This window comes from Actinokineospora alba, assembly GCF_004362515.1.
GTDB lineage: Bacteria > Actinomycetota > Actinomycetes > Mycobacteriales > Pseudonocardiaceae > Actinokineospora > Actinokineospora alba.
Genome location: NZ_SNXU01000001.1, coordinates 5,218,341 through 5,236,843, shown reverse-complemented (window position 1 = coordinate 5,236,843; position 18,503 = coordinate 5,218,341). Strand labels below are relative to the sequence as shown.

At 69.4% G+C, this 18,503-nt stretch carries 13 protein-coding genes; 10 read left to right on the top strand and 3 right to left on the bottom strand.

Translation table 11 applies throughout. The features are described 5' to 3' along the window. Positions 1–8 precede the first annotated feature (8 nt). Complete coding sequence (locus tag C8E96_RS34215) at positions 9–3,332, top strand: carbohydrate-binding protein (RefSeq protein WP_228769581.1); 3,324 nt, start codon at positions 9–11, stop codon at positions 3,330–3,332. A gap of 339 nt (positions 3,333–3,671) precedes the next feature. Here C8E96_RS34215 and C8E96_RS24080 read toward each other — a convergent pair whose 3' ends face one another. After that, positions 3,672–4,886 carry an ATP-binding protein gene (locus C8E96_RS24080; RefSeq protein ID WP_091368366.1) on the bottom strand — a complete coding sequence of 405 codons (1,215 nt, stop codon included), beginning with the start codon at positions 4,884–4,886 and terminating at the stop codon, positions 3,672–3,674. Between the two features lie 93 nt (positions 4,887–4,979). On the opposite strand from C8E96_RS24080, the gene C8E96_RS24075 reads away from it, so the two are divergent. Then, positions 4,980–6,206, top strand: a complete 1,227-nt coding sequence (locus tag C8E96_RS24075; protein ID WP_091368363.1) for a tetratricopeptide repeat protein — start codon at positions 4,980–4,982, stop codon at positions 6,204–6,206. Here C8E96_RS24075 and C8E96_RS24070 read toward each other — a convergent pair. Continuing rightward, the gene (locus tag C8E96_RS24070) at positions 6,203–6,832 is read right to left on the bottom strand and encodes a hypothetical protein (protein WP_091368359.1); all 630 of its coding nucleotides are present in this window, start codon (positions 6,830–6,832) and stop codon (positions 6,203–6,205) included. The two genes, C8E96_RS24075 and C8E96_RS24070, sit on opposite strands and share 4 nt — an antisense overlap. Positions 6,833–6,967: 135 nt before the next feature. Between C8E96_RS24070 and C8E96_RS24065 the strand changes: the two genes are divergently transcribed. From C8E96_RS24065 to C8E96_RS24035, 7 genes are all read left to right on the top strand, one after another. Then, positions 6,968–7,477 carry a VOC family protein gene (locus tag C8E96_RS24065; RefSeq protein WP_091368355.1) on the top strand — a complete coding sequence of 170 codons (510 nt, stop codon included), beginning with the start codon at positions 6,968–6,970 and terminating at the stop codon, positions 7,475–7,477. 171 nt (positions 7,478–7,648) lie between these two features. Further along, positions 7,649–8,434, top strand: coding sequence for an ABC transporter ATP-binding protein (locus tag C8E96_RS24060; protein ID WP_091368352.1), 786 nt, complete (start codon positions 7,649–7,651; stop codon positions 8,432–8,434). Next, entirely contained in the window at positions 8,431–9,249 is an 819-nt protein-coding gene (locus tag C8E96_RS24055) for an ABC transporter ATP-binding protein (protein ID WP_091368350.1), read from the top strand. The genes C8E96_RS24060 and C8E96_RS24055 overlap by 4 nt, the downstream gene beginning before the upstream one ends. Continuing rightward, positions 9,246–11,114 carry an AMP-dependent synthetase/ligase gene (locus C8E96_RS24050; protein ID WP_091368347.1) on the top strand — a complete coding sequence of 623 codons (1,869 nt, stop codon included), beginning with the start codon at positions 9,246–9,248 and terminating at the stop codon, positions 11,112–11,114. Before C8E96_RS24055 ends, C8E96_RS24050 begins: the two co-directional genes overlap by 4 nt. After that, positions 11,111–12,019, top strand: a complete 909-nt coding sequence (locus tag C8E96_RS24045; protein ID WP_091368343.1) for a branched-chain amino acid ABC transporter permease — start codon at positions 11,111–11,113, stop codon at positions 12,017–12,019. The genes C8E96_RS24050 and C8E96_RS24045 overlap by 4 nt, the downstream gene beginning before the upstream one ends. After that, positions 12,016–13,155, top strand: coding sequence for a branched-chain amino acid ABC transporter permease (locus C8E96_RS24040; protein WP_228769580.1), 1,140 nt, complete (start codon positions 12,016–12,018; stop codon positions 13,153–13,155). Before C8E96_RS24045 ends, C8E96_RS24040 begins: the two co-directional genes overlap by 4 nt. Positions 13,156–13,218: 63 nt before the next feature. After that, on the top strand, positions 13,219–14,523 hold the full coding sequence (locus tag C8E96_RS24035) for an ABC transporter substrate-binding protein (RefSeq protein WP_091368340.1): 1,305 nt from the start codon (positions 13,219–13,221) through the stop codon (positions 14,521–14,523). 74 nt (positions 14,524–14,597) lie between these two features. On the opposite strand, the gene C8E96_RS34500 is transcribed toward C8E96_RS24035, so the two are convergent. Continuing rightward, positions 14,598–16,346, bottom strand: a complete 1,749-nt coding sequence (locus tag C8E96_RS34500; protein ID WP_091368337.1) for a ThuA domain-containing protein — start codon at positions 16,344–16,346, stop codon at positions 14,598–14,600. A gap of 147 nt (positions 16,347–16,493) precedes the next feature. Here C8E96_RS34500 and malQ point away from each other — a divergent pair, with 147 nt between their 5' ends. After that, a complete protein-coding gene (gene malQ, locus C8E96_RS24025) occupies positions 16,494–18,470 on the top strand; it encodes a 4-alpha-glucanotransferase (protein ID WP_091368334.1) in 1,977 nt (658 codons plus the stop codon). Positions 18,471–18,503 lie beyond the last annotated feature (33 nt).

Here is an 18,503-nt window from a genome sequence, read left to right as displayed (position 1 = left end):
AGGTCGCAGTGCCGCACCTTTCCCCTGCTCATCGAAGGCCGCTGGCCCTCGCCGTCGTCGCCGCCCTCGCGGTCGCCACGCCGGTCGTGCTGGTGACCACGGTTCCCGCCGCGGGCCAGGCCGCCGCCGGGCTCGACCTGTCGCCGGCCAACCGCCGAGCCCCGATACCGGGGCTGTACGACTGGAGCAAAGCGGGCTTCCGCGGTGGCGCGACGCTGCCCGGAGCCAACGAGATCAACCCCGACGCCGCCTGCCAACTCACCCCCGCGGAACTCGCCGGGCAGCACGGGGTCCGACCAGGTGACGGCGTGGACGACAGCGCCGGGCTGCAGGCCGCGATCGACGCCGTCCGCACCCGCTGCTCACCCTCGGCGGGTTACGCCAAGCTGAGCCTGATCACCTTGCCCGCGGGCGTCCTCGACGTGTCCCGCCAGCTCGCGGTCGACGCCGACTACCTGGTGATCCGCGGCGCGGGCAGCGACCCCGCGGCCGGAACGCGGATCGTGTTCCGGCCCGACGCGAACACCCGCTACGACACCCTCACCCCCGACGGCTCGGACTGGGACGAGGACGGGATGACCCACGGGCAGGGCAAAGGCGGGTGGCTGTGGCCGGGCCGCGGCCTGTTCCGGGTGCAGTCGCGCGCGGTCCACACCGCATACGCCAGTGACTACGCCTCCGCGCCCGCCAACCGCAAGGACATCTTCGAAGGCACCGCCAACGTGCACTGGAAGGCGGGTGTGCAGCTGGGCGGCAAGGCGGGCGACACCGCGTTCTCGGCGCGCACCGGCGACCGGGTGGTCCAACTCGCGAGCAGCGGATCGCTGACGGGATTCACCGTGGGCGGCCTGGTCAACATCCGGGCGGCGAACTCGGTCAAGTTCTACGAGCAGCAGAAGGCGGTGTCGGCCACGCATCCCATGCTGAACCAGCACATGCGCCAGCAGCTGTTCACCATCACCGCGGTGGACACCGCGAACCGCAGGATCACGCTGGACAAGCCACTGGAGTACGACGTCCCGGTCTCGTCCACTTCGGACGGTTCGGCGCCGATCGACGGCGCGGTCTACCCCTCCAAGGCGTCGCCGATCGTGGACCCGGTGGTGGGCGTCGGCTTCGAGAACCTCAGCTTCACCCAGGCCATGCCCACGCTCGACCCGGCGAAGGCGGTGCACAACTACGGCAACATGTCCCCCGCCGACCAGATGCACGGCATTGTCTTCAAGTGGGCGGCGAACTCCTGGGTGCGGGGCGTGCGCGCGGACATGACCGGGTCACACCCGATCGTCACCGAGGAGGCGAAGAACCTCCAGATCGTCGACAACCACCTCGACGGCGCGTGGAACAAGGGCAAGGGCGGCAACGGCTACTTCCGGGGCTCGCGGGTGTGGGACTCGCTGTACGCCGGGAACACCTCGCGCAACCTGCGGCACTTCACCTTCCAGTGGTCCGCGTCGGGCAACGTGGTGATCGGCAACGACTTCGACTCCGACCTGAACCTGCACGGCGGGTGGGAGCGGCACAACCTGTTCGAGCTGAACACGGTGACCGTGCCGTACGCGCACCGCTCGGCCAACTGCCTGAGCAACTGCGGCGAGGAGGGCGGCGGCGGGCCGGACGACTCGAACTGGTTCCCGATCTGGTGGGGCGCCGGCCAGAAGGCGGTGAAGTGGTCGGGCTCCACCGGTCCGCGCAACGTCTTCTTCAACAACACCATGAAGAAGCAGCTCACCAGCGACACCGACCCGTATGTCGACTACTACCCCGACCGGCACCGCGTGTACCAGTTCGGCTGGTCCGGCACCGGGTGGCACCACCTGGACAAGGCGGGCGCGCCGATCACCGACTGGGCGAACAACGAACGCGGCGACTACACCGGCGGCCACGGCGTCGACGCTTCAAAGACCGACGCGGGTCAGTCCCTGTTCCTGAAGTCGGTGGGGAGCACGCCGCCGACCACCACCACCACCACCGCGCCGCCGGCTCCAGACCGGTATGAGGCGGAAAACGCGGTGTGCCAAGGAACTGTCGACTCCGATCACGCCGGCTACACCGGAACCGGGTTCTGCAACACGACCAACGCCGTCGGCGCGTCTGTCGAGTGGACCGTCACTGCGGCGGCGGGTTCGCACACGCTGACGTTCCGCTACGCCAACGGAAGCACGGGCCGACCGGCCGACGTGAGTGTCAACGGCGCAGTGGTGGCCGACGACCTCGCCTTCCCCTCCACCGGCGCCTGGGCGACATGGCGGACCGTGACCACCACGGCGACGCTGTCCGCCGGGACGAACAAGATCCGGGTCACCGCGGGCACCTCCGGCGGAACGGCCAACCTGGACCACCTCGTGATCACCGCCGCGGCGAGCCCGGCCGACATCGTCGACGTGTCCACTTCGGACCAGCTCAGGTCCGCGCTGACCAACGCCCGACCCGGCCGCACCATCCGGATGGCGGCGGGCACCTACCGAGGCACGTTCCTGTCCCAGAAGGCGGGCACGGCGAGCGCGCCGATCACCCTGACCGGCCCGCGGAACGCCGTCCTGATCAACGACGGTCCCAGCGGCACCGCGCCGTCCTGCTCGGTGCCGACCGCGGGCTGGGACTCCGGGTACGGCCTGTGGCTGTTCGACGCTCCCCACTGGAACCTGACCGGCTTCACTGTCGCCGAGTCGAAGAAGGGCATCGTGCTGGACAACTCGCACCACGTCACGATCGACGGTGTGTACGTGCACCACACCGAGGAGGAGGGCGTGCACTTCCGCCGGTCATCGGCGGATGGGGTGCTGAAGCGGTCGCGGATCGAGCAGATCGGCCTGGTCAAGCCGGGCTACGGCGAAGGTGTCTACATCGGGTCGGCCAACTCGAACTGGGGCTGCCTGGGCAACTCCGGCGGCATGGACCGCTCGGACCGGGTTCAGGTGCTGGACAACCAGATCGGGCCGGGAGTGGCGGCCGAGCACATCGACATCAAGGAAGGCACCCAGGGCGGCGTCATCCGGGGCAACACCTTCGACGGCCGCGGCCTGTCGGGCCAGAACTCGGCCGACTCCTGGATCGACGCCAAGGGGAACAACTACCTGATCGAGCAGAACCGGGGCACGTTCGCCGCGCCCGGCACGTTCGTCAACGGCTACGAGACGCACAACCCGGTCACCGGGTACGGCTGCGGGAACGTCTGGCGGTCCAACACCTCGGACCTGGGCGGGGTGGGCAACTACGCCGTCTACATCTCGTCGACGTCGAAGTGCACCTCGGCGCCGAACAAGGTGTACGCCTCCAACACCGTCACCAACGCCCGAAACGGCCTGACCAACATTCCCGTGACGCCTTAGGCTCGGCTCGACTTTTCCCGCGATGCACGACAGAGGACCGGTGTCCGCAGTGGACGTTCCTGATATCAGGCCTGGCGACATCTATGAAGATTGCCAATATCACCCAGTGCTGTGCCTGGAGGCACACGGCGACGAATCGATCAGCGGCGTGTCCTTGATCGACGGGTCTGGTCCAAGGAACTGCTCGCTCAGGCACTGCGGCGTGAGCCGCCTGACGCCGCGTGCCGTCCTCGATATCCGAAAGGACTTCCGTGGCTACGCTGCTCGGTGCCACTCCGAGCTGGCCGCGGAGGCATTGAAGAGCACCGACACCTGCGGGTCGGGGTAGCGACGCGGGCGTCAGCGACGCCGTTTCTTCAGGTAGGCGGCGAGTTCGTCGTAGGCGCCCGTGTCGTTGCCGTAGAGGGCGTAGTTGCGCGCGGTCTCCATCCACTCGCCGATGCTCGGGCGCACGGCGCGGGCCGCGTCCTCCAGGTGGCGCTGGGTGATCGGCTCCAGGCGTCCCGCGGTCAGCGAGCCGTCCATGGCGACCTCGGTCGCCTGTTCGCAGATCAACGCCAGGTCAGCGCCCGACCTGCCGTCGGTGAGCTTGGCGAGTTTCGCCAGGTCGATCCGGTCGGTGGGGCGACCGCGCAGGTGGAACCGCAGGATCGCCTCGCGCGCGTCGGTGTCCGGTGGGAGGACCAGCACGGTCCGGTCGAAGCGGCCGGGGCGCAGCAGCGCGGAGTCGATGTCCCAGGGGTGGTTGCTCGCGGCCAGGACGAACACGCCGTCGTTGTCGGTGCTCGCGCCGTCAAGTTCGGCGAGGATCTGGTTCACCACGCCGCGCAGGGCGGACCCGCCGCCGCGCAGCTGGGACCGTTTCTGGCCGAGTGCGTCGATCTCGTCGAAGAACAGCAGGCACGGCCGGTTGCGGCGGGCGGTGTCGAAGATCGCGCGCAGGTTGCGTTCGCTGCTGCCGATCCACATGTCGAGCACGTCGCTGAGGCCGATCTCGTAGAAGCTCGCCCCCAGCTCACCCGCCAGCGCGCGGGCGACGAGTGTCTTGCCGCAGCCGGGCGGTCCCCACAGCAGCAGCCCGCCGCGCAGCGATTTGCCGAACCGCAGCCGCAGCTCCGGGTTGCGCAGCGGCTTGAGGAACGACAGCTCCAGCCGCTTCTTGACCTCGGCGAGACCGCCGACGTCGGCGAGCGTGATCCCCGCCGCCCGGATCGTGCCGATGTCCGGCTCGACCACGGGATCGCTTGTGGCCCATCGGTCGAGGATCTCGTCCGCGGTGTCCGGGACCGCCGCGGCCGGGTCGAGCGCCGTCGCGAGGCGGGCGTAGGCGGTGGCCTTGGCCTCGTCGCCGACCGCCCGGGCGGCCGTGGCGGCGACGCGCAGCGCCTCGACGTTGTCCGGTTGGGCGGCGAGCACGGTGGTCGCCTGCTCAAGCGCCTCCGCGGTTCGGCCCGCTTCGAGCAGGAGGTTCGCGAGGTGGACCCGCACGGGATGGTTGCCCGCGTCGCCGGCGAGCGCGCCGAGCAGGGCCTCGATCACCGGATCATGCGTCACGCCGCGCACGCTACCCGACCCGATTCCGCAGTTGACCAGCGACTTCTCTACCGTGTGCCGGGAAGTAGCCGCGATCTGCCACTGGGGTGTGGAATGAACGACGTCACCGACGCCGCGTTGCGGCGGGGTCAAGCCCTGCTCGGACTCGGCCGGGCGCGGGAGGCCGAGGAGCAGCTCCGGACGGCGCTCGCGGGCCAACCCGACGACACCATGGTCCAGGTCTTGCTCGCGCAGGCCCTGCTGCGCCAGGAGAAGTACGGCGAGGCCCATGACGTCAGCCGAGGCGCTCTCGCCGCGGAGCCGGAGAATGTGTTCGCCCACGCCGTCCACGCTGGCTCACTCGCCGGGTTGAGCCGACACCCCGAGGCGCTCACCACGATCCGCCGCGGCATCGCGCTGGCCCCGAACGTCGCGGGCCTGCACCTGCAGGAGGCCTCCATCCTGCTCGCCGACGACCGCGCCGAAGAAGCGTTGGCGTGCATCAAGAAGGCGCGCGCCCTCGACCCCGAGGACTCCGGGGCCGCCGCCCTGCAGGCGGCCGCCCTCCATGACGCGGGCCGGTTCGCCGAGGCCGAACTCGCGGTCGCCGACGCCCTGCGCCTGGACCCGGAGAACGCCGACGCCCACCGCATCCAGGGGCTGCTCGCCCTGCGCCGCGGCGGTGGCAAGTCCGCGGTCCGATCCCAGCGCACCGCACTGCGGCTGGACCCCACCGACAAGGGCGCCCGCGAAGGCCTGTCCCTCGCGCTGAAGACCCGCAACCCGCTCTACGGCCAACTCCTGCGGTTCCAACTGTGGCTCGGCACGCTGCCCAAGGGCGTGCGCATCGCCGTCCTGATCGCGCCCTTCATCCTCAGCCGGGTGCTTCGGCCCTACAACGGACAGACTTGGGCGACCGTCGTGCTCGGCGTCTCGATCGGCTTGGTGGTCCTGAGCTGGACGCTCGAACCGATCATGAACTGCGTCCTGCTGCTCAGCCGCGACCGCCACGTGGTCGACCGCCCGGCCCGCGTCGCCACCTACGGTTTCCTCGCCTTCGCCGCCGCCGCGATCGCGTGCGCGGTGATCAGCACGACCAGCGGCCCGACCGGGCTGCTCGGTCTCACCTTCGCCCTGGGCCTGTGGGCGATGGCCACCGGCCTCACCCACACCGTCAGCCCGGGAATGCGCAAGATCGTGCTGATCGGCGCGGCCGTCGCCACGGCGCTGGCCGCTCTCGGGGTGGCGGCCCTCGTCGCGGGCGCGCCGGGGGCGGGCGTCGCCGTGGCACTCGTGTTGTTCAGTGGCGTCGCCGCGACCTGGGTGACCGCCCTGGCCTAGCGTTTCTCGGCCGCCGGTCGGCTCGCGGGCGGGCGCAGGCCCAGCCTGCGCAGTTCCCGGCCTGCCAGGCCCGCCACCGTCTCCGGGTCGCCGGTGCGCCAGCCCGCGCCGACGGGGCCCGCCGACGCCAGCCGGGACAGCGGCTGGGTCACCAGGGCCCGCAGCGCGAGCAGGTCTTGTCCGTCCGGGCCCTGATCGCGCAGCCGCACCGCAGCGCCCGCCTCGCGGGCGTACCGCACCCGACGGGGCAGCCAGACGATCAGCAGCAGGGTGACCGGGACGACGATCAACGCCACGGTCAGCCACAGCGCCAGGCTTTCCACGGCCTCGATCTGCCACCGGCCCGCCTCGCTGAGCCGGGCGCCGCCCGCCGACCCGGTGTGCAGGGCGTCCGCGAGCGGGCGTCCGACCAGGGGCACGTCGTCGGCGTTGTCGGCGGCGGCGTCGAACGTGCCGCTCAACCGGCTGCCCGCGTCGACCAGGCCCTGGCCGGGGGCCCGCAGTCCCAGCACCCGCTCCCGGACCTCGGTGGCGAGCCACACGGTGGCGAAGACGATCAGCAGGGCGACCAGGTCGGTGGTGGCCTGGCGCGCGCGGCGGGCGGGATGGTCGGCGTAGAGCTTCATTTCGGTGCTCCTCGGCCACTCGGCGACTCCCTGGAAGTTACCCCGGCGAGAAGACGATCAACCGCTTCGACGTGAGCCGCGACCGCGATCGGAATACAGTTGACGATCACGCACCAGTCGGGCGAAGGGAGCGGAATGCCGCAGCCGGAAGGTCAGGAACTCCAACAGATCCGAGCGCGTCGGGAGTCGTTGCGGGAGCGGTATCTGCGGCCCCGGCAGGCGACGACGGTCCGCGGTATCCACCACCTGGCGCTGATCTGCCGCGATGTGGAGGAGACGATCACGTTCTACCAGGAGCTGCTCGGGTTCCCGTTGGTCGAGCTGGTGGAGAACCGTGACTACGCCGGGTCCAGCCACTTCTTCTTCGACATCGGCAACCACAACCTGCTCGGCTTCTTCGACTTCCCCGGCCACGACCACCCGCCGTTCACCGAGACCATCGGCGGGGTGCAGCACCTGGCCATCTCGGTGTCGGCGGAGATGTTCGACGCGGCCAAGAAAAAGCTCGACGACGCGGGGATCGAGTACCTCGGGCCCGATCGCGGGGTCGAGGACAGCGTCTACTTCCGGGATCCGAACGGGGTCGGCCTTGAGCTCTACCAGGAGCGGCTGGGCGTGTTCAACGGGACGACGCTGCTCGACTGACCGCTGCTCGCCTTTGAACACGGTGCGTAGCGGGTGGTGACGTGAACGGCAGCATCCTCCTGCCGGACGCGGTGAACGTATAACGAATCAAACCTCATTGCTTGGTCTCAGCGGTCGCGTGATCAATGCTCTGCTGACAGAGTGTGACGCGGGTCACCGGTGGGAGGTTTGATGCTTGCGGTCCGCAACCTCGAGGTCGTCTACGACGACGTGATCCTGGTGCTGCGCGGCGTCAGTCTCGAGGTGCCGGAGGGCAAGATCGTCGCCCTGCTGGGGGCTAACGGGGCGGGCAAGACGACGCTGCTCCGGGCCATCTCCGGCCTGCTCGGGGTGCATGAGGGTGAGGTGACCAAGGGGTCGATCACCCTCGACGACGAGCCGATCCACCGCAGCAACGCGGCCCGGATCGTGGGGAAGGGGATCAAGCAGGTCCAGGAGGGCAGGCAGATCTTCGCCGAGCTGACGGTCGAGGAGAACCTCCGGGTCGGCGCCCACACGAACATCAAGCACCTCAAGGAGAACCTCGCCCGGGTCTACGGGCTGTTCCCCGTGCTGCGCGACCGTCGCAAACGGACCGCGGGCTACCTCTCCGGCGGTGAGCAGCAGATGCTCGCCATGGGCCGGGCGCTCATGTCGGACCCCAGCTACCTGCTGCTCGACGAGCCCAGCCTCGGCCTCGCTCCCCTGCTGGTCCAGCAGATCCGCGACCTGATCGTGCAGATCAACGTCCAGGGCACGACGGTGCTGCTGGTCGAGCAGAACGCCACCATGGCTCTGTCCATCGCCGAACACGGCTACGTGATGGAGAACGGCAAGATCGTGATGGACAAGCCCGCGAAGGAACTCCTCGCCGACGAGGACATCCGGGAGTTCTACCTGGGACTCGGCGCCGAGGGCGCGGTCAAGTCCTTCCGCGACGTCAAGCACTACAAGCGGCGGAAGCGGTGGCTGTCATGAGCGAGCCTGCGAGCGAATCAGTGTCACTGCGCGAGCCCATTCTCGTTTTCGACGACGTGCACCTGTCCTTCGCCGGCGTCAAGGCCGTCAACGGCGTGTCCTTCGAGGTCGGCGCGCGCGAGCTGTTCGCGATCATCGGCCCGAACGGCGCTGGCAAGACGTCGATCTTCAACGTGCTCTCCGGGGTCTACCGGCCGCAGCGGGGCCGGGTGGTGTTCGACGGCGTCGACCTGGTGGGCAAGCCGCCGCACCGGATCGCCGCGCTCGGCATGGCCCGGACGTTCCAGAACATCGAGCTGTTCTCGAACCTGACAGTGCTGGACAACCTGATGCTCGGCAGGCACCACCACATCCGCTACGGCGCGCCGTCCGCGTTCGCCTGGTTCGGGCGGGCGCGCCGCGAGGAGATCGCCAACCGCGCCGTGGTGGAGAACATCGTCGACTTCCTCGAACTGGAGCAGTGGCGTGCGTTCCCGGTGGGCCTGCTGCCCTACGGGGTGCAGAAGCGCGTGGAGTTGGGGCGGGCGCTGGCCATGGAGCCCAAGCTGCTGCTGCTCGACGAGCCGGTCGCGGGCATGAACCTCGAGGAGACCGAGGACATGGCGCGCTTCGTCCTCGACATCCGCGACGAGCTCGACATCCCGATGATCCTGGTCGAGCACGACATGGGCCTGGTGATGGACCTGGCGGACCGGGTGATGGCGATGGACTTCGGCACCCCGATCGTCACCGGCACGCCCAGCCAGGTCCAGGCCGACGACGGCGTCATCCGGGCGTACCTGGGGCAGGAACACCCGACGGAGGTGACGACATGACCCAGGTCGCCGAACCGGGCACCAAGACCACGACCACCATCGTGACCAGGGTGCGTGATCGCGCGCGGGCCATGCCCGACGCGGTCGCCATGCGGGAGAAGGACTTCGGGATCTGGCAGGAAGTGTCCTGGTCGGACTACTGGGACAAGATCGAACTGGTCGGCCACGCCCTGCTCGCGCTCGGCGTGGCGCCCGGCGACCGGGTGGCGATCCAGTCGGAGAACCGCCGGGAGTGGCTCTACACCGACCTCGCCGCGGTGGCGGTGCGGGCGATGACGGTGGGCCTCTACCCGACCAACCCGGCCTCGGAGGTCGCCTACCTGCTCGCCCACTCCGGCAGCAAGATCCTGCTCGCCGAGGACCAGGAGCAGGCGGACAAGGTGCTCTCCGTGCTCGACGAGCTGCCCGAGCTCGAGCGGATCGTCTACTTGGAACCCCGCGGCATCCGGCGCCGCTACGACAACCCGAAGCTGCTGTTCTGGGAAGACCTCCTGGCCATGGGCGCCGAACACCGGGCGGCGCACCCGGGCGCGGTCGAGGAGACCATGAGCCAGGCGCGGTCCGAAGACATCATGACCTTGGTCTACACCTCCGGCACCACAGGTCCGCCCAAGGGCGCGATGCTGACCGTGGCGAATGTCGAGTTCAGCATCCAGACCCTGATCGAGAGCGGCGGGTTCACCTCTCCCCCACCGAGCACCGACGACATCATGCTGTCCTACCTGCCGCTGTGCCACGTGGCCGAGCGGATCTTCACCACCTGGTTCAACTCCTCGGCGGGCGTGCAGGTCAACTTCGCCGAGTCCATCGCGACCGTGCAGCCCAACCTCCGCGAGATCCAGCCGACGATCCTGTTCGGCGTGCCGCGAATCTGGGAGAAGGTGCTGGCCGGGGTCAACATCAAGATCGCCTCGGCGTCCCCGGCCAAGCGCGCGCTGGCGCGGTTCTGGCTCAAGGTGGCCGACGGCATCGGCGACACCCTGGTGCGCACCGGCGGCAAGCACACACCCGGCACCCGGCTGCGTTACGCGCTGGGCTACCTGTTCCTCTACCGCGCGCTGCGCGACCGCATCGGCATGCGCAAGGTCCGCTACGCCGCCTCGGGCGCGGCGCCGATCGCGCCGGACGTGCTGAAGTTCTTCATGGGCATCGGGGTGCCGATGCACGAGGTGTACGGCATGACCGAGAACAGTGCGATCGCCACCGCCAACCGGCCCGGGCGGGTCAAGCTCGGCACGGTCGGCGAGCCGCACCCCGGTGTCGACCTGCGCGTCGACGAGGAGACCGGCGAGATCCTGACCCGGCACGCGGGCGTGTTCGCCGGCTACTGGCGCGACGAGGAGGCCACCGCCAAGGCGGTCGACGAGCAGGGGTGGCTGCACACCGGCGATGTGGGCGTGTGGGTCGACGGCACGCACGTCAAGATCACCGACCGGATGAAGGACATCATCATCACCGCCGGCGGCAAGAACGTCGCGCCCTCGGAGATCGAGAACGCGCTCAAAGTCTCGCCGTACATCAAGGAAGCCGTGGTGATCGGCGACAAGCGCCCGTACCTGACCGCGCTGATCGGTGTGGAACTGGAGACAGTCGGGGAATGGGCGCAGCGCAAGCGCATCCCGTACACCACCTACCGGGACCTGTCCGAACGTCCCGAGGTGATCAAGCTGGTGCAGGGCATCGTCGACGACGTCAACACGAAGTTCGCCAATGTCGAGCAAATCAAGAAGTTCCGCATGCTGCCGAAGGAACTCGACCACGAGGACGGCGAGCTGACCGCCACGCAGAAGGTCAAGCGGTCGGCACTGGGCAAGCTCTTCGACGACCTCGTCGAATCCATGTACGCCAAGGGAGGCGGCGCATGACCACCTTCCTGCAGGCGGTGGCGGGCGGACTCGGCCAGGGGTCGGTCTACGCGCTGCTCGCGCTCGGCTTCGTGATCATCTACAAGTCGATGCGGGTGGTCAGCTTCGCCCAGCCCGCGTTCATGCTCGCGGGCGCCCTCGCGGTCAGCTTCCTCGCCGAGCCGCTGCTCGGGATCCCGAGTCCGTGGGGCTTCTTCCTGGCCCTGGTGCTCGGCGCGATCGGGGTCGCCCTGCTCGGCCTCGGCATCGAGCGGACGGTGATCCGGCCGATGGTCGGCAAGCCGGTGTTCGTGATCGCGATCATCACCCTCGGCATCGACATCGTGGTCCGGTTGGTGGCCAACATCTTCATCGGCCTCGACGTGCGGCCCGTCGGCGACCCGTGGGGGCTGAGCTCGATCACCATCGGCAGCGTGCAGGTGCAGGAGCGGCACATCGTCATGCTGGTGACCACCGTTCTCCTCGTGGTCGTGCTGTTCTCCTTCTTCAAGTACTCCCGGCTCGGCCTCGCCATGCGGGCGGCCTCGTTCAACCAGGAAACCGCGCTGGCGCAAGGCATCTCGGTCGGCACGGTGTTCGCCACGTCCTGGGCGATGGCGGGCGCGCTCGCCGCGGTCGCGGGGACGTTCCAGGCCACCGGCGCGGGCATCGACCAGAACCTGTGGATCATCGCGCTCAAGGCGCTGCCCGCGATCATCCTGGGCGGGCTGGACTCCCTGGGCGGGGCGGTGATCGGCGGGTTCACCGTCGGACTGGTCGAGTCGCTGGTCGCCACCTACCAGGGCGACTTCGCGCCGTGGCTGGGCCAGAACTTCTCCGTCGTCTCGGCCTACGTCGTAATGCTGCTGGTGCTGCTGGTCAGACCGTACGGGCTGTTCGGCACGAAGGAGGTGGAACGGGTATGACCGACCAGCGGTCCACCAAGGCCTCCCGGCAGCTGTGGGGCAGGCCCGAGCTGTACACCTCGTACGGGCAGAACCTGCGGATGCTCAACACCCGGCCCAAACAGCTCGCCGTCGTGGCGATGGTGCTGCTCGCGGCGACCTACGTGCCGTTCGGCCTGCCCGACGAGTGGCTGCACCTGTTCGCCACCGGGCTGGCCGCGGCGATCGGCGCGATCGGCCTGAACATCGTGACCGGGTACGCGGGCCAGGTCAGCCTCGGCCACGCGTTCTTCCTCGCCATCGGCGCGTACACCGCGTCGGCGCTCAGCGGCGAGCCGGGCAGGCGCACGATCGGCTTCGGCATCACGTTCCTGCCCGTGTGGCTGCTCGCCGCCGGTCTGGTGGCCGGGATCGCGGGCGTGATCGTCGCGCCGCTGGCCACTCGGCTGCGCGGGCTCTACCTGGCCATCGTGACCCTCGGCCTGGTGTTCCTCGGCCTGCACATCTTCAAGGAGTGGAAGTCGCTCACCGGCGGGCCGGGCGTGGGCAGGCAGGGTCCGGTGCCGGAGCTGTTCGGGCAACGCCTCGACCGCAGTGGCGACCTGCTCACCGGTGATCAGAAGATGTACCTGCTGACCCTGGTGCTGCTGATCATCTTCGCCGTGTTCGCCCGCAACCTGGTCCGGTCGAAGGTAGGCCGGGCGTTCGCCGCGGTGCGCGACCGCGACATCGCCGCCGACGTGATCGGGGTCAGCGTCACCCGCTACAAGGTGCTCGCGTTCGGCATCTCGTCGTTCTACGCGGGCTGCGCGGGCGCGCTGCTCTACGCGGTCCTCGGTCGGGTCGAACCCGACTCGTTCAACCTGCTGCTGTCCATCCAATTCGTCGCGATGGTGCTGATCGGTGGGGCCGGGACGATCTCCGGCTCGATCATGGGCGCGCTGTTCATCACGATGCTGCCGCGGCTCACCCAGGAGCTGCCGACAGTGCTGCCGTTCATCAGCTCGGACGTGACCGCGCCGCTCGGCGCGGCCAACCTGGCGATCATCTTCTACGGGCTGATGATCATCCTTTTCCTGATCTTCGAGCCAAGGGGGCTCTTCGGAATCTGGATCCGCGTACGCAACTACTTCAAGGCGTGGCCTTTCTCCTACTGAGCCCTTCTCCTACTAGCCCTACTCCTACTCACAGTCGATTCGCCTGCCACGAAAGGAATACCGATGACCAGTCGAACAACTCAGCTGCTGGCGGGCCTGTCCGCCCTGGCGCTGATCGCGACCGGCTGCGGCCGAGGTGACTCCGGTGGGGGCGGTGGCGGCGGCGAAGGTGCCGTCAAGACCGACGTGGGTGTCACCGCCGAGCCGTGCAAGGACACGCCGAACCTGACCAAGGGCTGCATCTTCCTGGGCACGATCTCCGACCTGACCTCCGGCCCGTTCAAGGCCCTGGCCGTGCCGATCACCGAGGCGCAGAAGAAGTTCTGGGAGCGGGTGAACAAGGCGGGCGGCATCGACGGCTACGGCGTCGACGTCACCACGTACGTCCGCGACAACAAGTACAACCCCGAGACTCACAACCAGGTCTACCAGGAGATCAAGAGCAAGGTGCTCGGCCTGGCCCAGACGCTCGGTTCGCCGACGACCGCGGCGATCATCGGGGACCTGGGTGACAACAACATCGTGTCCGTGCCCGCGTCCTGGACGTCCGCGTGGGCGTTCGAGGACGTGATCCTGGAATCGGGCACCAACTACTGCCTGGAGTCGATGAACGCGATCGACTACGCGGTCGAGCAGTTCAAGCCCAAGTCCGTCATGGCCGTGCACTACCCCGGCGACTACGGCGAGGACGCGGCGGCGGGCGCCAAGGTGGCGGCGGAGAAGAACGGCCTCACGTTCGAGGCGGTGGAGACCGCCTCCGGCCAGGACAACCAGGCGGGCGCGATCAACGCCGTCAACTCGAAGAAGCCCGACCTGGTCATCCTGACCACCGGTCCGACCGACGCGGCGGTGATCGTCGGCCAGACCGCGGCGCGCGGCTTCACCGGCAAGTACATCGGCACCAGCCCGACGTGGAACCCAGGCTTGCTCAAGAGCCCGGCTGGCCCCGCGTTCAAGGCGCTGTACCTGCAGTCCGGCCCGTGGGAGACGTTCACCGCGGACACCCCCGGGCACAAGAACATGCGCGACACGCTCGGCACCGGGGTCACCGGCAACGACGGCTACACCGCGGGCTGGGTCTGGTCCTACCCGCTGCAGGCGGCGCTGAAGAAGGCCGTCGCGAACAAGGACCTGAGCCGGGAGGGCCTGCTCAAGGCCGTCAAGCAACTGGACAAGGTCGACTATGAGGGCATGCTGCCCGCGTCCGCGGGCAACTTCACCGGCGACGCCAACGCGGGTGTGGTCCGGGAGACGATGATCGCCAAGCCGGATGACGCCTCACCGACCGGTGTCAGCACGGTGAAACCGTTCTTCGTCGGACCCACCGCGAAGGACTACAAGTTCGACAAGCCCTGCTTCCAGAGCTGAGTCGAAGCGCAGCGGTGGGGTTCGGCCGGCACTGTGTCAGCACAGTGTCGGACCAGCCCCACCGCTGTGCACTCTCACCGTCGGCCACGGCAACCGCGCTCCCGCTCGGGAACCCCGGAGCTTGTGGCTGCCGCGGTGACCAGCGTGAAGTCGTCCACATCGAACAGACCGCCGCCGGTCCCGGTGAACGTCAGATAGACAGCCTGGTTGCCTGCCTGCACCCCATTCAGCGCTGTCCGCACCTCCGCGAAGGTGTTCCAGCCGCCGGTGTTGGGCACCGCGACCGATCCCAGCACGCGCCCGGTCGGCGAACCCGTGCGGACCTCGATCGTCCCGCCCGGGCCGCCGGAGACAACGCGTGCCCGGAACGCGTGGACTCCGGTCAGGTCGACGCTGTCGTAGGCCGCCCAGTCGCCGGGGTCGACGTAGCCCAGGGTCCGGCCGTCGTGCGCACCGGTCTTGGTGAACGGCTGCACGCCGCTCGCGGTCGTGTACTTCTCGGCCTGCACAGTCCGGTCGCCGGTCAGTTCTCGGATCCGGACGTTGCGGAAGGACACGTCGTCGCCGCTGCCGTGGTTCTGCAGACCGATGTGCCCGGGCAGCGAACGCGCGGGGTCGGTGTTGGTGAAATCGTTGATCAGCACGCCGTTGAGGTACACCCGCACGCGCTCGCCCTCGACCAGGAGCTCGAAGCCGTTCCACTCCCCTGCCGGGTTGAGCGCCGCGTCGCGGGCCGCGATGTCGGGCGCCTTGACCCCGTAGATCGCGCCGGTAGAGCGGTCGGCGCTGTCGGTGGCGTCGAGCTGGATCTCGTAACCGTTGCGCACCGCCGAATTCGGGTCGTTCGACGGTGGGAAGCCGATGAAGACCCCGGAGTTGTCGTCGCCCGCCATCCGCCAGTCGAGCTTGAGCGAGTATGAGGTGAACTGTTTGGCGCTGTGCCAGTACAGACCCATGCCGCCGAAGCTGGTCAGCGTCGCGTCGCTGTTGGTGAAACCGCCGGGTCCCGCTTGCGACCACCCCGTCGTGGCGCCGTCGTAGAGCGCGGTGTAACCGGTTTCCGGACGGCAATCGATCTTCGCGCGCGAGGCGGCGTAGCGGATGCCGCCGAGGAGCAGCCCGCGGAACTGGTTCTCCGCGTAGGAGGCGATGGTGTGGCCGCCCCCGAGGTAGAAGCCGCGCCCGCCCTGGTAGGTCTTGCACCAGGCGATCGGGTGGTCCCCACCCATGTTGCCGCCGGTGTAGCCCGTCTCGTCGAGGCTCGCCAAGACCCGTGCCGTGGCGCGGGGATTGGTGCGGAAGTTGTACCACTCGTCGGTGCGTGTCCAGGTCCTCGGCAGGTGCGCGGTCGCCGCCGTGCCCCGGTTCTCGACGAGGTTCGGCGCCTGCTGGATCTGCGGGTGCGAGTGGAACTGAGCGCCGACCAGTTGCGCGTAGAAGGGCCAGTCGTATTCGGTGTCCGCGGCCGCGTGCACGCCGAGGAAACCACCGCCCGCCCTGATGTAGTTCTCGAACACGGTCTGCTGGGCGTCGTCGAGGATGTCGCCGGTGGTGTTGAGGAAGACCACCGCGTCGTATCGGTCGATCGTCGCGCCCGTGAACACCCCGGCGTCCTCCGTAGCGGTGACGGTGAAGCCGTTCGAGGCGCCCAGCTCCCGGATGGCCTGGACGCCTGTGGCGATCGAGTCGTGCCGGAAGCCCGCCGTCTTGCTGAAGACCAGCACCTCGTAGGGAGCGTCCACCGCCGCCGCCGGGGTGTTCAGGGCGGCGATAGAGATCATCACCGTGGCGATCACCTTGAATGTGTGCCGGGTCACGGTCATAGAACGACAGTACGAAGACTATTGGCGGCGGTCAACCAAAAGATGCGCGAAAGTGTGGCGATTTATGACCAAGATCGTTCGCAAGGCGCGCGGACGCGCGGCGGTTTACGGTGAGAAACACGAGCACCCGCCGCGACGAGGAGGGCCATCTTGGCCGACGCCGACCTGCGTGACCTGGCCGATGCCCATGGTGTCGCCACCTGGTACGAGGACACCGAACGGCGTCGGATCGACATCGCCGACGACGTCGTGGTGGCCGTGCTCGCCCAACTGGGCGTCGACGCGGGCACGCCCGCGTCGGTTCGCGCCGAGCTGTCCGACGCCCGGGCCCGGCGCGACCGGGCCACGGTGCCGGACACGCTCGTGCTGCGCGCCGGGGAGTCCCCCACCATCGGCGCCGCGGGTGTCCTCACCACCGAAGACGGTGCCACGCGGCCGGTCCGCGACCGGCTCCCTCCCGACCTGCCACTCGGCGTCCACACCCTGGCCATCGAAGACCGCCAGGTCACCGTGATCGTCGCCCCCGCCAAGCTGCCGCCCGTCCCACCCGCGTGGGGCTGGATGGTGCAGCTCTACGCGCTGCGCTCGGCGGGCTCGTGGGGCATCGGCGACCTGGCCGACCTGCGCGCGCTGCTCACCGGGTCGGCCCGGCTGGGGGCGGGGGTGGTCCTGGTCAACCCGGTGCAGGCGATCACCCCGGTCACCCCGCTGCAGCGGTCGCCGTACTCGCCGTCGAGCCGCCGGTTCGCCAATCCCCTGTATCTGCCGATCACCGACCTCGACGCCTTCCGCCAAGCCCCACCCGAGGTGCGCACCGAGGTCGGCGCGCTCGCCCCGCCCGCGGGCGCCGAACTGATCGACTACGACGCGGTGTGGAAGGCCAAGCTCGCGGCGCTGGAACTGCTGTGGCGGCACGCACCCGACCGACGGGCCCAGCCGACCGACCCCGCGCTCGACGACTTCGCCACGTTCTGCGCCCTGGCCGAACGGCACGGCGCCGACTGGCGAACCTGGCCCGCGGACCTGCGCCACCCGACCGGCCCCGCCGTCGCCGCCGCCCGCCGCGACCTGGCCGACCGGGTCGGCTTCCACGCCTGGGTGCAGCGGCTGTGCGGCCACCAGCTCGCCGACGTCCGCGCGGCGGGCCGCGCCGCCGGCCTCGGCGTCGGGATCGTGCACGACCTGCCCGTCGGTGTCGACCCGGCGGGCGCCGACGCCTGGGCGCTGCAGGACGTGCTGGCCTCCGAGGTCACCGTCGGCGCCCCACCGGACGCGTTCAGCAGGCAGGGCCAGGACTGGAGCCTGCCCCCGTGGCGCCCCGACCGGCTCGCCGCCACCGGGTACCAGCCGTTCCGCGACGTCATCGGCAGCGTCCTCGCCCACGCCGACGGCATCCGCGTCGACCACGTCGCCGGCCTGTGGCGGCTGTGGTGGATCCCGCCGGGCCGCCCGGCGAGCGAGGGCACCTACGTCCGCTACGACGCCGACGCCCTGCTCGGCGTGCTGGCGCTGGAAGCGCACCGGGCGAACGCCATCGTGGTCGGCGAAGACCTCGGCACCGTGCCGGACGAGGTGACCGAGACCTTGCGCGAACGGGGCGTCTTGAGTTCCGCGGTGCTGTGGTTCCAACGTGACGAGGATGCGCCCGGCGCGCCGCTGCTCGCGCCGAGCCGCTGGTCGACCGAGGCGATGGCCAGCATCTCCACTCACGATCTGCCGACCGCGGCGGGCTTCCTGCGCGGTGAGAACGTGCGGGTGCGGGCCGGGCTGGGCCATCTCGACGACCCGGACGCGGAGGCCCGCCGCGCCGCCGGAGACCGGGACGAACTGCTCGCCGAACTCGCCGGCCACGGCCTGCTCCCACCGAACGCCGACGAGGAAGATCTCGTCGCCGCCCTGCACGCCCTGCTGGCGACGGCGGCCAGCAGGCTGCTGCTCATCTCGCCGCAGGACGCGATCGGCGAGCCGCGCCAGCCCAACCTGCCCGGCACCGTCGACGAATATCCCAACTGGCGGATTCCGCTCCCGGTCACGGTCGATGAGCTGCTCGAACATCCGCTGCTCAAGCGCGCGGTGTCCGCGCTGCGCGTCGCCCGCCCTGCGGAGGCGCGCGATAGGCGGTAGCACTGTGCTAGAAGCGACTGTCACCACCGAGGA

Excerpts from the sequence above, each read along its gene's own strand:
- C8E96_RS24045 (WP_091368343.1), top strand. The coding sequence starts at position 11,111 with ATGACCACCTTCCTGCAGGCGGTGGCGGGCGGACTCGGCCAGGGGTCG.
- C8E96_RS24075 (WP_091368363.1), top strand. The coding sequence starts at position 4,980 with ATGAACGACGTCACCGACGCCGCGTTGCGGCGGGGTCAAGCCCTGCTC.
- C8E96_RS24050 (WP_091368347.1), top strand. The coding sequence starts at position 9,246 with ATGACCCAGGTCGCCGAACCGGGCACCAAGACCACGACCACCATCGTG.
- C8E96_RS24040 (WP_228769580.1), top strand. The coding sequence starts at position 12,016 with ATGACCGACCAGCGGTCCACCAAGGCCTCCCGGCAGCTGTGGGGCAGG.
- C8E96_RS24055 (WP_091368350.1), top strand. The coding sequence starts at position 8,431 with ATGAGCGAGCCTGCGAGCGAATCAGTGTCACTGCGCGAGCCCATTCTC.
- C8E96_RS24060 (WP_091368352.1), top strand. The coding sequence starts at position 7,649 with ATGCTTGCGGTCCGCAACCTCGAGGTCGTCTACGACGACGTGATCCTG.
- C8E96_RS24065 (WP_091368355.1), top strand. The coding sequence starts at position 6,968 with ATGCCGCAGCCGGAAGGTCAGGAACTCCAACAGATCCGAGCGCGTCGG.
- C8E96_RS34500 (WP_091368337.1), bottom strand. The coding sequence starts at position 16,346 with ATGACCGTGACCCGGCACACATTCAAGGTGATCGCCACGGTGATGATC.
- C8E96_RS24035 (WP_091368340.1), top strand. The coding sequence starts at position 13,219 with ATGACCAGTCGAACAACTCAGCTGCTGGCGGGCCTGTCCGCCCTGGCG.
- C8E96_RS24070 (WP_091368359.1), bottom strand. The coding sequence starts at position 6,832 with ATGAAGCTCTACGCCGACCATCCCGCCCGCCGCGCGCGCCAGGCCACC.